At 38.8% G+C, this 12755-nt stretch carries 11 protein-coding genes; 8 read left to right on the top strand and 3 right to left on the bottom strand.

Annotated features, from left to right (window positions below):
• Nucleotides 1–140 precede the first annotated feature (140 nt).
• Both H5159_RS04295 and H5159_RS04290 read left to right on the top strand, forming a co-directional pair.
• Complete coding sequence (locus tag H5159_RS04295; protein WP_182716651.1) at nt 141–428, top strand: YcgL domain-containing protein; 288 nt, start codon at nt 141–143, stop codon at nt 426–428.
• Entirely contained in the window at nt 421–1437 is a 1017-nt protein-coding gene (locus H5159_RS04290) for a lytic transglycosylase domain-containing protein (protein ID WP_004334714.1), read from the top strand. Before H5159_RS04295 ends, H5159_RS04290 begins: the two co-directional genes overlap by 8 nt.
• Before the next feature lie 40 nt (nt 1438–1477).
• Here H5159_RS04290 and H5159_RS04285 read toward each other — a convergent pair whose 3' ends face one another.
• Nucleotides 1478–2023 carry a GbsR/MarR family transcriptional regulator gene (locus H5159_RS04285; protein ID WP_024596846.1) on the bottom strand — a complete coding sequence of 182 codons (546 nt, stop codon included), beginning with the start codon at nt 2021–2023 and terminating at the stop codon, nt 1478–1480.
• A gap of 205 nt (nt 2024–2228) precedes the next feature.
• On the opposite strand from H5159_RS04285, the gene adhP reads away from it, so the two are divergent.
• A complete protein-coding gene (gene adhP, locus H5159_RS04280; protein ID WP_024596845.1) occupies nt 2229–3239 on the top strand; it encodes an alcohol dehydrogenase AdhP in 1011 nt (336 codons plus the stop codon).
• A 139-nt stretch (nt 3240–3378) separates the two neighbouring features.
• Here adhP and H5159_RS04275 read toward each other — a convergent pair whose 3' ends face one another.
• Nucleotides 3379–5799, bottom strand: coding sequence for a TonB-dependent siderophore receptor (locus tag H5159_RS04275; RefSeq protein WP_182779786.1), 2421 nt, complete (start codon nt 5797–5799; stop codon nt 3379–3381).
• A 219-nt stretch (nt 5800–6018) separates the two neighbouring features.
• Complete coding sequence (locus tag H5159_RS04270) at nt 6019–7296, bottom strand: amidohydrolase family protein (RefSeq protein WP_165723874.1); 1278 nt, start codon at nt 7294–7296, stop codon at nt 6019–6021.
• Between the two features lie 154 nt (nt 7297–7450).
• On the opposite strand from H5159_RS04270, the gene H5159_RS04265 reads away from it, so the two are divergent.
• The 5 genes from H5159_RS04265 to H5159_RS04245 all read left to right on the top strand — a co-directional run bounded on the left by H5159_RS04265 (nt 7451) and on the right by H5159_RS04245 (nt 12725).
• Nucleotides 7451–9292: a DUF885 family protein gene (locus H5159_RS04265; protein ID WP_182779785.1), complete on the top strand. Its 1842-nt coding sequence runs from the start codon at nt 7451–7453 to the stop codon at nt 9290–9292.
• Nucleotides 9293–9389: 97 nt separating this feature from the next.
• Complete coding sequence (locus H5159_RS04260) at nt 9390–9902, top strand: YcgN family cysteine cluster protein (protein WP_004334734.1); 513 nt, start codon at nt 9390–9392, stop codon at nt 9900–9902.
• Complete coding sequence (locus H5159_RS04255; protein WP_182733030.1) at nt 9902–10414, top strand: RNA methyltransferase; 513 nt, start codon at nt 9902–9904, stop codon at nt 10412–10414. Before H5159_RS04260 ends, H5159_RS04255 begins: the two co-directional genes overlap by 1 nt.
• Nucleotides 10415–10492: 78 nt before the next feature.
• The gene (locus H5159_RS04250; protein WP_182779784.1) at nt 10493–11383 is read left to right on the top strand and encodes an ABC transporter substrate-binding protein; all 891 of its coding nucleotides are present in this window, start codon (nt 10493–10495) and stop codon (nt 11381–11383) included.
• 88 nt (nt 11384–11471) lie between these two features.
• Complete coding sequence (locus H5159_RS04245) at nt 11472–12725, top strand: sugar MFS transporter (protein ID WP_182779783.1); 1254 nt, start codon at nt 11472–11474, stop codon at nt 12723–12725.
• Nucleotides 12726–12755: the final 30 nt, after the last annotated feature.

Here is a 12755-nt window from a genome sequence, read left to right as displayed (position 1 = left end):
TTGTCTGATTAGAAATTAATTTTAGATAAACGTAGGCTGAATAGGGCCTTTATTGAAATTTCTAATCTAATTTTTCTAACTTATTATTACTCTCATGTTATAGTGTGCGGCATTGTTAAGCAAGAATTTATAGGGCCATAATGCTCACTGCAGTATATAAAAGTAAGAAAAAAGCGGATACGTTCTTATTTGTTGAAAAAAGAGATGATTTTAGCAAAGTTCCGGAACCTTTGATGGCTACGTTTGGTCAACCTGTTTATGTGATGATCATCAATTTAGCAAAACGTGAGCATTTAGGTGGGGCAGATTTAGAAACTGTAAAAGCAGCGTTATCAAATCCTGATAAAGGCTACTACTTACAAATTCCACCACCTGAGCAAAATTTGCTAAGCCAATTACGAAAAGACAATGGAGTTGATAGTGATTAAAAAACTTATCGTTATATTATGTGGTGTATGTTTAAGCTCACCTGTTATGGCAAAAACTCAGGCTGAATTTCAAGATTATTTAGCGAATTTAAAGCAAGAAGCTATCGCAAAAGGTTACGAAGCCAAACTTATTGACGATGCGTTTGCAACAGCAACGTATAAAGAAAAAGTTGTTTCGGCTGACAAAAACCAGCCAGAAGTAAAAGAAACCCTTGAAACGTATTTACCAAAACGTGTACCACAATGGAAAATTGACCGCGCACGTAAGCTTTACGCAGAAAACAAAGAGGTACTTGAAAAAGTAGCGAAAGAGTTTGGCGTACAAGCACGCTTTATAGTCGCGCTTTGGGGGCTTGAAAGTAACTTTGGTACAATTCAAGGCGGTCATAACGTTATTTCATCATTAGTGACACTTGCTTTTGATGGGCGCCGAGAAGCACTTTATAAGCGCCAACTTTGGGCTGCACTGGATATTTTAAAGTCGGGCCACATAACGCTTGATAAATTTAAAGGCTCTTGGGCAGGCGCAATGGGGCAAACGCAATTTATGCCTACCTCTTTTAATGCTTACGCGGTTGATTACAACAACGATGGTCGTAAAGATATTTGGACTACAAAAGAAGATGCTTTTGCCTCAATTGCTAATTATCTAAAGCAAGAAGGCTGGAACGACTCTCTTACGTGGGGTCGCCAAGTTCAGTTACCTGAAAACTTTGATAGTAAATACGTTTTAGTGCGTGGTACCAAAACTCGCAAGCAGTGGTTAGAATATTGGAACGACTCAGAGCGCTCATTAGCTGATTGGCAAGCACTGGGTGTTCGTAAAGCTGATGGTTCTGATTTACCTAATGTAGACGTACGTGCTGCGCTGGTTATGCCTGATGATATAAATGGCCGTATGTACTTAGCGTACGATAACTACAAAGTGTTTATGCATTGGAATCGCTCGTATTACTTTGCTACTAGTGTAGGTTACTTGTCGGACAGAATTGGTTATCCAAAAATCTAATTTTTAAAATATACCTATAAATAAAGCCGCAATTGCGGCTTTATTCTTTTTTGAATATCTTTTCTTTTAGGTCAATAACTTTACCAATTCCAGAACCTAGCTTCATTAGCTTATTAAGTTGCTCTGGCGTTAAACGCTGTAGTTCTGATGACCATTTAGTGACGGTTTCAAGTAGGTTGTGAATCTCACCCATTTGTTTTTGTGCGTAAAGTTCATCGTCGTTACTGGCTTCGTCTAATAAGTTATCGCGTAGTAGTGTTAAGGTGGGCTCAATTTCACGTTTTTTACGTTCTTCAAATACGCGATTTGCCATATCCCAAATATCGCCAGCAGGGGCGTAGTACTCTTTACGATCGCCAGGAATATGCTGTACTTTAATTAACTGCCACGATTGCAGCTCTTTAATGCCCATACTTACATTACCGCGAGAAATACTAAGCGCATCTGCAATCTCATTAGCTGTCATTGGGTTTTTAGTAATAATCAGCAAACCACACATTTGTCCGATCGTACGATTGAATCCCCATCGGCTGCCCATCTCACCACAATGCATTACAAAGGCAAAATTCTTTTCGGATAAACTCATAGCTTAGTAACTTTCAGTAATTTCAGAAAGTAAATGCTAGCACGCTCATTATGGATAGCAAGTTCTTAGCAGGCTTATAAGTTAATTTAAATGACTAAAATATGATTTAGATTAATATTTATACATCTATATTAGGATATGTTGTACACAACAATACATAAATAAATCCTTATCTTTAATTTTCTTCACATACGATGGAATGACTATGAAAGCTGCAATTAATACTCAATACAAAGGTAAATTAGAAATAACAGACTTACCAATTCCTGAGGTGGGAATAAATGATGTTTTAGTAAAAATAGCGGCCTGTGGCGTTTGCCATACCGATTTACATGCCTGTCATGGGGATTGGCCAGTAAAACCAAAAATGCCATTAGTACCAGGGCACGAAGGTGTCGGTGTTATCGAAAAAGTCGGAAGCAACATTAAGCACTTAGAAGTTGGCGATAGAGTCGGTATTCCTTGGCTCTATAGTGCATGTGGGCACTGTGAGTTTTGCCTAGATGGTAAAGAAACACTGTGTTTATCGCAGCACAATACTGGCTATTCTATTGACGGTAGTTATGCAGAATATTGTTTAGCGCATGGCGACTACGTTGTAAAAATACCAGAAGAACTCGGTTTTTCTGAGGCTGCTCCATTATTTTGTGCAGGTGTTACAACCTATAAAGCATTAAAAGTATCCGGTGCTAAACCAGGGCAGTGGGTTGCTATTGTTGGTGTGGGCGGGCTTGGTCATTTAGCAGTACAGTACGCTAAGGCAATGGGTTTTAATGTAATAGCTGTTGATACAGGTAAAGAAAAACTCGCGCTTGCTAAAGAGCTAGGCGCAGATATCACCCTCGATTTTAAAGAGGTGGTTCCAAGCGAAGCTATTTTTGAACAAGTAGGTGGCGCGCATGGTGTTGTGTGTACTGCGGTGTCTAAAGCGGGGTTTGAACAAGCCTATAAAAGTGTACGCCGTGGCGGTAAATGCGTATTAGTGGGATTACCTCCAGAGGATATGCCACTTCCTATTTTTGATACTGTCCTTAATGGCATTTCAGTAGTGGGCTCTATTGTTGGTACGCGTAAAGATTTGCAAGAATGCTTGGAATTTGCAGCGCAAGGTAAAGTAAAAGCGATTATTGAAGAAAAACGCTTAGAGGACATTAACGAAATTTTTGATGATATGCTCAAAGGTGAAATTAACGGTCGCATAGTGGTTACTATTTAATTTAGATTAAGCGTTTATAAAACACAAAAAAGCACGGCTTCTAAATTAGAAAACCGTGCTTTTTAAGTATTTAACTAACCTGAGCGCTGAAAATAGCTGCTTGAGATAGATTTATTTATCCAGAGTTCAGGTTAACCAATTAAAGTGTGTAACTAAAACTTAGTTTTGCATTACGCTCTTCCCCTGGCATACCACCTAAAAACATCGCTTTTGAGTAATACTTTTTGTTGAACAAGTTATTTAAGTTTAACTGCATATGCCATTTATCAGTTGTATACGATACAGCTGTATCGTAAGTCGTATAACTTGGTACATAACCATCAGGAATCGAGAATGAACTTGAATTAGTACTTCTGTTATCTACAAACGTAATACCACCACTTATATTTACAGCTTCAGGTAAATTAAACATATCTGCGTAGTAGGTTACCCACGTACTTGCTGTTACGTAAGGCACACCTTTTTGGCGTGTGTCGTAACTGCTGCTATTAGGATTACTTTTGTCACGTGCATCTTGATAAATACCGTTTACGTTTACTTTCCATTTATCGTTCAAGTAAGCATTTAAATCAAGCTCAACACCTTTTGTTTGCTCTTTACCATCATAATAGCTTTCAGGTACATCTGAGCCTGATGTTAATGCGTCATAAAGCGGGTTTGCGTATTCTAAATTAGTACGAGAGCTTTCAAATATAACAACAGATGCGAGTAGTTGGTCATCAAATGCTTTAAATCTAAAGCCTAGGTCGTTACTTATAGACTCTGAATCTTCACGGTCAGCTTCGTTACCTGCCACAGAGCCTAATACACTATACGCTGTACGCCCTTTTGAATGATTTACAAATACAGATAAATCTTCAGATGGCTGATACGTTGCACCAAGGTTATACGTTAAGCCAGAATCTGATGTACTCGCTTCAGGTGTTGGCTCTGCACGGCTAGAACTGTAACGCTCATCAACACCAAAGTGCTCATAAGTTTGCTCAATTCGGTTATATGCCACACCAATACGCGTTGTAAGTTCTTCAGTTATGTAACCAACATGTTGAATGCCTAAGCCCCATGCTTGTACTTTTTTATTGTAGTCACTTGTTTTAAGCGGATCGTAATCTTCAAAGTTACCGGTTGGCCAATTTGGTTCTCTTATATCGTAAATATACGGCAAAGAACCTTGGTACGTTACATCACCATCATTGTTTGTGAGTACGTAATCTTGATCCCATATTGAGAATTGTTTAAAACGAATATCTCTATCTTCGTAGTTGGCGTTAACTAGTAATTCGTTATCTACGTCGCCTAACATAAAGTCATATCGTAAATCTAAGAAGTACTGCCATGATTTTTCATCTGCTTCTACTTGGCGGTATTCTTGGCGGCGTGCTGCATACGGGTAAAGTACACCGTCTTCAACTAATGGAGCACGAGGGTCGTTATTAATTATTCCATCGCGTGTTGAATAGACGTAGTTATATGCACCAGTTTGGCGCGCAAAACTTGATGTGTAGTTACGGTACTGTAGCTGCTGGTTTAAAAACAAATCGTCAGTAATGTAATAGTTATGCGTTAATTTAAAACGCAACTCTTCACCTTCGTTAGCATCAGCCATTGGTGAAATAATACCATTTGTGCCAAAGCTATAAGGTGTTAAGCCATCAGATGCTGATAATGAATTAGCTAGTTGGTCGCGTTGTGCATCACTTAACTGTACGCCGCTTCCTGTTGGATCGTTTACTAAATCGGCACCAGTTACTTCACCCGCGCTTAAACCGTTTGCAGTTTCTGCATTGTAAATACGAATAGGGTGACCAATAGAATCAACCGCTATTTCATCTTTTATATAGGCTGCAGAAAGCATGATGTTTTGTTTGTCGTTAAGTACGTATTTAAGCGAGGTATAAATTTCGTCGCGATCTTCTTTTAAATCGCGAAAGCCGTCACTTGACGCTGTTTTAGCCATTACACGATAAGCTAAATCATCTGTTATAGCGTTAGTGCTATCAAACGATAATGAATAGCTATCCCACTGGCCAAGCTCAGCCGCAACTTTGTGTTTTTCTTCAAACTCGGGTTTTTTTTCAATTAGGTTAATTACGCCACCTGCACTACCAATGCCATATAAACCTGTTGCTGGGCCTTTTAAAACCTCAACAGATTCAACATTTGTAAGTGAACGAGTTGGGTTAAATGTATTACCCAGGCCTGCACCACCATACATACCATCGTAGGTGTAGTTTGCATCTAAACCACGAATTACTAAGTTATCACCAATACCGTAATTATTACCTGCTTGTGTTAAGCCACTTACGTTTCTAACTAAATCTTGTAAGCTATCTACACCTTGAGATTCAATCAGTTCTCGGTCAATAATTACTACCGGTGCAGGAGTTTCCATTAAAGACATGTCTGATTTAGTAGCAAGACCAGAGCTCATCACCACGCGGTTTTGCTTTTCGTATACGCTGATGCGTTCAATATCAGCATCAACTTGTGTATTTTGGGCAAATGCCACATTTGCATTTAAACAAGCAAGAGTAATAAGAGAGTACTTAAACGTTTTCATAGAGTGATAACTATTCGCGTTATTGAATTTGCGCGAATGATAATGGTTATTGTTTTTAAAGTGAATAGAAAGTTCATTTTATTTGATTAAATAAAACTGTTCGGATAATTAATAGACAAAAGCGAGTCTAATAGGGGGGGCGGTGACCCTTTTATGGCATATTCAATACGGGTGAGAGTTTTATTAAGGCTGAGTAAACTCAGCCTTAATAGCGTGTATTTACAATTGGTTTTTATAAACAACCCCTGCTTTCATTACAAAAGGTACTGCCTCTAAGGTTTTAATACTTTTAAGAGGATTTGCTTTAACCGCAATTATATCAGCTGCAAATCCGGTTTTAATTTGTCCTAACTGAGTATCCATTTTTAATAACTTAGCGCTATTAATCGTTGATGCTTGAATGGCTTGTAGTTCTGTCATGCCAAATTCAACCATGCGGCTAAACTGTTTTGCATTATCTCCGTGCGGGTAAATTGCTGCATCGGTACCGAACACCATTTTAACACCCGCTTTTACAGCACGGCTAAAGCTATCACGTTGCCTTTTAGAAACTTGGCGCTCTTTATTTAGGTTTTCTTCGTCTACCCCGTTTTGCTCGCCATAAGTGAGCGTGTATTCGGTGTTATAAATATCCATAGAAAGCCAAGTTCCATGCTCTTTAGCAAGCGCTATCGCTTCGTCATCTAAAAAGCTGGCGTGCTCTACGCTATCAACACCCGCTTTAATGGCTGTTTTAATCCCGCTTGTACCGTGTGCATGAGCTGCTACTGGTAAATCTCGCATATGGGCTTCATCAACAATGGCTTTCATTTCTTCAAAAGAATACTGCTGTGCACCTACTTTAGTCCCTTTTGAAAATACTCCACCTGTGGCGCAAAACTTAATAGCATTTGCCCCGTATTTAATATTTTCGCGTACTTTTATACGCGCAGCCCATGGACCGTCTGCGACGCCACTTGAAGTATATTTAAGCTCAGGAGGTAGGCGGTTGTTATCACAGTGCCCGCCAGTAATGCCGAGTGATGGGCCTGCAGCCCAAATACGAGGGCCAACTATGTCACCCGCATTTATGCCGTCACGCACGGCTATGACGCTGTAACCTTCTGCGCCAACATTACGTACTGTTGTAAATCCAGCTTCTAAGGTTTTTTTAGCAAAATGAGCCGCTTTAATCGCCATTCTAGGAACTGACTGGCCTAAACGTTCACTGCGCGGCACCGTAGGGTCACTCGTTAAATGCACATGCATATCCATTAAACCTGGCATAAGGGTTAAATCAGGGAGTTGAATGTGTTTATCATCTTTAGTCAGCGTTGGTTTTTTATTTTGTTCAATGTTTGTAATTACGCCATCATCAATAGTAATTAAGGGTGATTTAATGAGCTTGCCATCTTTAACATCAACCATGGCTTTAGCCGATAGGTATGTAACTGCATGGCTATTAAAAGCGGTTAAGCAGAGTAAGGCAATAGAGGTGCTGAGTAGTTGTTTTTTCATTTTATTTTTCTTTTAAATCATATTTGAATTAATAGAAATGTAACAAGTTCAGATAAAAGTGCAAATTTAATACGATGAATGCAATCTATCGTAATTTCTTTATTAAGCACGGTTTAATGCGCATAATTAAAAAACGATATTAAAAAGGATTATCATGAAATCAATTAAATTAGCATTAGTTGCCAGTGGCGTTATGTTTGCTTTAAGTGGCTGTATGAATACTGAGCTTAGTACACAGACTAATACCAGTACGCAGTTAAACACAGTTAACGCATCAGCAGGTATTGTTTCAGAGCTTTCAGCAGAGCAACAACTCGATGTACTTGTTGCACAGTATTACGATGAATCGCTCACATATAGCCCCATCAGCGCAACGTACAATGGTCGTAATGAGTTTAACGATCAATTCACGCCTGTGATTTCAAAAGAAAATAGAGCTAAAAAAGCCGCTTTTTATAAAAAATATCAACAGCGATTAAACTTTATAGATAAAGCACAGTTAACAGGGCAATCGCTTTTAAGTTTTGAAATATTAGAGCGTGACCTTGCACTTAAATTAGAAGGCATGCAGTTCCCTGATTATTTACTACCAATAAATCAAATGGCGGGTGCGCATAACACCTTTGCAGGTTTTGGTTCAGGTCAAAGTGCTCAGCCGTTTAATACCGTTGAAGATTACACCGCTTTTATCTCGCGTAGCGAAGGTTTTGTAAAGTGGCTTGCCAGTGTAGAGCGTTCAATGGCGCAAGGCATTAAACTAGGTATTACGTTACCAAAACCACTTGCTGAAAAATTACAGCCACAATTTGCAGCTCATGTAGTTAAAAATGCCGAAGATTCATTATTTTGGGGACCAATTAAAAAATTACCAGAATCGTTTAGCGCACAGCAAAAGCAAAAAATTACAGCGCAGTATCGTCAATTGATTATGCAGCACTTAGTACCGGCTTATAAAAGCATGAGCGACTTTTTAGCTAATCAGTATATTCCTAATAGTCGAGAAAGCGTAGGTTACAGTGACTTACCAAACGGTAAAGCGTGGTACGAATACCAAATTAAGAAAAACACAACGCTTAGCTTATCTGCAGACGAAATTCATGACATTGGTTTAAGTGAAGTGTCGCGCATTTTAAGCGAAATGAAAAAAGTAAAAGAAACCGTAGGCTTTAAAGGTGAGTTATCAGAATTTTTTGATCATTTACGTGATTCAGATGAATTTTACTACGACACGCCTGAGGAGTTAATTGAGGCATATGAAAACGTTAAGAAAAAAATAGATGCGCGTTTGCCTCTACTTTTTAACATAGCCCCCAAAGCACCTTACGTTGTAAAAGCAGTTGAAGCCTACAGAGCGCAGTCGGCAGCAGGTGCATCCTATGCATCTCCGGCGCCTGATGGCTCTCGCCCTGGTATTTTTTATATCAATGCTTATAACTTAAAAGCGCAGCCTAAATTTTTACTCGAAACTTTATCGATTCACGAAGCAGCCCCAGGTCATCACTTTCAAATAGCACTTCAGCAAGAAATAGAGGGCTTACCTGATTTTCGTAAATTTGGTGGCTATACCGTGTTCGCAGAAGGTTGGGCGCTTTACGCAGAAAGCTTAGGCAAAGAGCTAGGCTTATTTACCGACCCTTATATGTGGTATGGACGTTTATCGGATGAGCAATTACGCGCAATGCGTTTAGTGCTTGATACTGGTTTTCATGCAAAAGGGTGGACGCGTCAACAAGGTATAGATTACATGCTTGCAAATTCATCTATGGCTAAAAGTGATGTAATTGCTGAAGTAGAGCGATATATTGCATGGCCAGGACAAGCGCTTTCTTACAAGTTAGGGCAATTTAAAATTCAAGAATTACGTGATTTTTCTAAAAAAGAACTCGGTGATAAATTTGATATTAAAGCGTTTCACACGCAAATATTAATTGATGGCGCATTACCAATGCCAATCCTTGAGGAAAAAATTAAGCGTTGGGTTAAATCTCAAAGCTAATTTGTAGCGCAAAGCCAGTACTTTGAAAGGGTATTCGCTTTGCGCCATTTACAGCAATACGGTAGAATGCGCGCTCTTTAGGGGGCACGAGTAAACTATGTTTGATCAACAATTAGCAAATACACAATTTTGGCTTAAAAAAAGCTTAAGCGACATGAGTCAAAACGAATGGGAAGCCATTTGTGATGGATGCGGAAAATGTTGTTTAAATACGTTTATTGATAGCGAAGATGAAGACGAATTTACCGCCACCGATCAGTTACGCGAAGGTGAGCAATTAATATTTACTAATATTGTATGTCAGTATCTTGATAACAACACCTGTGGTTGTAGCGAATATGAAAACCGCCAAACGCTTGTTCCTTCTTGTGTAAAACTCACAAAAGAAAACCTTAAAGACATCTTTTTTATGCCACAAAGCTGCAGTTACCGTCGTTTACATGAAGGTCGTGGTTTGGCTTCTTGGCATCCGTTATTAAATAATGGTGATAAAACAAAGATGCATGAGCTAGGTATTTCTGTAAAAGACAAAACAGTAAAAGATTGCGATGTAAAGCTCGACGACTTTGATTTGTACATTGCAGAATGGCCAACAAAGGACGTAGATTAATGAGTAAACAACAAGCCGTAATTGGTTTAATCAATCCTAAAAGCCCGACTAATGTTGGCGGTGTATTGCGAGCAGCTGGCTGTTATGACGCTAAACAAGTTTTTTTTACAGGCAATCGCTACTTAAACGCCAAAAAGTTCCATACAGATACAAAAAATGTAGTGGAGCGTATTCCTTTAACCGAAACAGATAATTTAGAAGCAATAAAGCCACAAGGCGCAACGGTTGTGGTTATTGAGCTTATTGAAGGTGCAACACCTTTACCTGGGTTTAAACATCCTGAAAATGCATTTTATGTATTTGGCCCCGAAGATGGCTCTGTATCAAAAGACGTCTTAAAGTGGTGCGATGAGGTTGTTTATATTCCAACTATTGGCTGCATGAACTTAGCGGCAACCTGTAATGTAGTTTTGTATGATCGCTTAGCTAAATTAGGCGGCGTTGAGAGTAGTGACGATACTATTATTAGCTCTCGTGATACAAACAATAAAATGAGGTGGCAAAAAAGCTGATTAGTTAAGGTTTATTTGTGCAAAAGTGTTAGTAGTAGCTAAACTTAAAAACACTATTAATCACAAATAGATACTAAAATGCGCTGGTTTTATTTTATATTATTGCTAACAACTAGTAATAGTTTTGCTGAAACATCGGTTGAGTATTTTCAAAATGGTACTCAACACACTTTAACTGGGCATTCCCATAAATCAGGGGTGCTCTATGAAGCTAAAAATTCCAAACAAACACTTCATCTAGCCACACTCGATTGGCCACCCTATATTGGTAATAATGTATGTAATAAAGGCTGGGTTTATCAATTTTCAATTGCCTTGTTAAATAGTAAGGGCTACAGCGTATATATTGAATTTTTGCCTTGGGCAAGAGCGGTACGCAATGTAGAACTAGGCAGGGCTGACATACTAATGCCTGAATACTTTATAGAAGATACAGCCCCCTCCGATTATGTTGATGGTAAAACACGTCGAGAATTACTCGGCTTATCTAATTCGTTTAAAGGTGGCGAAATTGCTTTTTTAAAAAGGAAAGGCGATACAGACCATTTCACAGGAAACTTGAACTCGCTCAAAGGGCTTAAGTTTGGTGTTGTTCGGGGGTATCAAAATACGCCAGAGTTTGATGCCATGATGGACAATGGCGAGTTTGAAGTTATCACCTCTGTTGATGATTTACAGCTTGTTAAGCTACTGACTGCTAAACGTGTTGATTTGGTTATAGGCGATCCTCAAGCTTTGAAATCATCTGTGGCTTACTCCTCTTTAACTAAACCTGAAAAACAGTCTTTGCTTTCTTCCATTGAGCAAGAAAGCATTCCTTTGCAATATAACTCGTTATATTTTGCCATTAGTAAGCGTGCGCATAATTGGCTTTTAGTATTAGAGGATATAAACGAAGGGCTTTATCAGTTTAATAACAGTGGCGAAATAGACCGAATTATTAGTGCGACCAACACGCAATGTGAATAATGGAGCTGGAACGTTCCATAAGTGCGCTGACTAATTTATATTTAAACATGTAAAATCGTTTTCAACTTGTTAATGGAGTGAAAACGACGTGAGTGAAATAAATACAAACCAATCATTCGCGGTCAACGAACAGCCAAATAAAAATTATCTGTTTCCACTGACTGCAATGACGACCCTATTTTTTTTATGGGGTTTTATTACTGTTTTAAACGATGTACTAATACCACGCTTAAAAGGCATATTTGATTTGAGCTTTTTTGAAGCGATGCTAGTACAATTTTGCTTTTTTGGGGCTTACTTTATTGTTTCTATTCCTGCGGGGCTTTTAGTTAAGCAATTTGGTTACAAAAAAGGAATTTTAACTGGTTTAATTGTGGCTTCAATGGGGTGTATGTTGTTTTACCCTGCTGTTGTAGTACATGAATATTGGCTATTTTTAGGCGCTTTATTTGTACTTGCTGCTGGTGTAACTTTACTTCAGGTTTCTGCTAACCCTTATGTTGCAGCTCTTGGCAGTGAAAAAACAGCTTCTTCTCGTCTAAATTTAGCACAAGCACTTAATGCGCTTGGTACTACCGTTGGGCCTTATGTTGGTGGTTTATTATTTTTCGGTACGGCAGGTAGTTTAGCCGCATCGGCAGCAACTGCTGAATCTGTAAAAGTGCCTTATTTAATGCTTGCTGGCGCTTTATTGCTTATCGCTATTGTATTTGCCTTTATAAAGCTTCCAGAAATTGAAGCCCACAAAGAGGAAAATAATACAGCAATTGAATCTCGTTCGTTAATGCAAGCACCGCACCTAACTATGGGTGTACTTGCTATATTTTGCTACGTAGGCGGGGAAGTTGCCATTGGCAGCTTTTTAGTTAACTACTTTGGTGAGGCGCACATAGCAGGGCTTGAAGAGCATACTGCGGCCGCACTTATTAGTTATTACTGGGGCGGGGCAATGGTAGGGCGTTTTATAGGCTCTGTATTATTACAAAAGATTGCACCTTCTAAAGCTATAGCGTTTAATGCATTTAGTATTATTGCGCTATTACTGATCACTATTTTTACTCAAGGTGACGTCGCTTTATACTCAGTATTGGCAATTGGTTTATTTAACTCAATTATGTTCCCGACTATATTTTCAGTTGCAATCGAGCGACTAGGATCATTGACGAGCAAAGGTTCTGGCTGGTTATGTTTAGCAATTGTTGGTGGTGCACTTGTACCATTATTGCAAGGGTTTATAGCTGATAAAGTAAATATACAGCAAAGCTTTTTTGTTCCAATGTTATGTTATATATTTATTGCATGGTACGGTTTAAATGTTGTTCGCTTAGCAAATAAGTGGTAATAACAGACTATACAAGAGTGACTGAATACG

This window comes from Pseudoalteromonas sp. SG43-1, assembly GCF_014164415.1.
GTDB classification, from domain to species: Bacteria; Pseudomonadota; Gammaproteobacteria; order Enterobacterales; family Alteromonadaceae; genus Pseudoalteromonas; species Pseudoalteromonas distincta.
The sequence above is the reverse complement of the archived record's forward strand: the minus strand, read 5'-3'. Positions and strand labels throughout refer to the sequence as shown.